Source organism: Lysinibacillus sp. NPDC056185 (assembly GCF_047737915.1).
Taxonomy (GTDB): Bacteria; Bacillota; Bacilli; order Bacillales_A; family Planococcaceae; genus Lysinibacillus.
On the sequence record NZ_JBLLLQ010000120.1, the window covers coordinates 1 to 1,039 of the forward strand.

The window sequence follows — 1,039 nt, forward strand, 5'->3', positions numbered from 1 at the left end:
GGCTCGAAGAGGCCCTGTGCGCCGTGTGGAGCGAGGTCTTGGGCATCGGACGGATCGGTGTCCACCACGACTTCTTCCGGCTCGGCGGATACTCCTTGCTGCTGCTGAGGACGGTGTCCAGGGCCCGTGCCCAGGGCATCGCCGTCACCGCCGCCGACCTGCTGGAATGTCGTACGGTCGCCGAGCTGGCCGCCCGTGTCGAAGGAGCGGCGGACGACGGGGGAGGCGCGAGCGGTCCCCTGGTGTGGCTGAGCCCCGACGACGGGAAGGACGCCCTGTTCTGCGTCCACCCGGTGGGCGGCAGCGCCCACTGGTACCTGCCGCTCGCCGAGCACCTGAGGGGCCGGATCGCGGTCGCCGCGTTCGAAGCGGCCGCCGGGGAGGCCACCGTGCCGGAGCTGGCCGGCCGCTACACGGCCGAGCTGCTGCGGGCCCGGCCGGCCGGACCGCACAGGATGGTGGCCTGGTCCTCCGGCGCGGCCATCGCCTGCGAGATGGCACGCCACCTCGTCGCCGCCGGACACCCGGCCCCGGTGCTCACCCTGATCGACCCGGCGGCGGAGGACGCCGGAAGCACCGAGGACGGCTATCTGGTACGCGCACGGCAACTGCTGACGGCCCGCACGCCGGAGGCGGCGGCGGAGCTCGGCGTCCTGCTGCGCGCCGCGGGCATCGGGACCGGTGCCCCGGACCCGGGCGGCATCCCCGCCGGGGCCCTCACCGACGACCTCGCCGAGGCACTCACCGAGCGGCTGGCCATCTGGCACGCCGTCCACACGGCCACCTCCGCCCATCGTTACGCCGAACTGCCCGGCCCCGTCGGCCTGGTGATATCGGACGAGGCCGCCTCCGGCCGCCACACCGTGACCGCAGGCCACACCTACCAGGACTACCTCGACGGGTGGCGGACTCTCGCGCCCGCCGGAGTTCGCGTCGACCGGATCGCCGGAAGCCACCACGCGGTCCTCGAAGCGCGGCACATCGATGTGCTGGCCGCTCTGCTCGTGAAGGGATCGAGATGAACACCACGGATCTCGAG

Annotated in this window: 1 protein-coding gene; it reads left to right on the forward strand. The window is 73.5% G+C overall.

What is annotated here, in order from left to right:
* Nucleotides 1-1,022 (forward strand): thioesterase domain-containing protein (locus ACMZ42_RS27315; protein WP_415733470.1); only part of this gene is annotated, 1,022 nt, incomplete at its 5' end.
* Between the last annotated feature and the right edge of the window lie 17 nt (nt 1,023-1,039).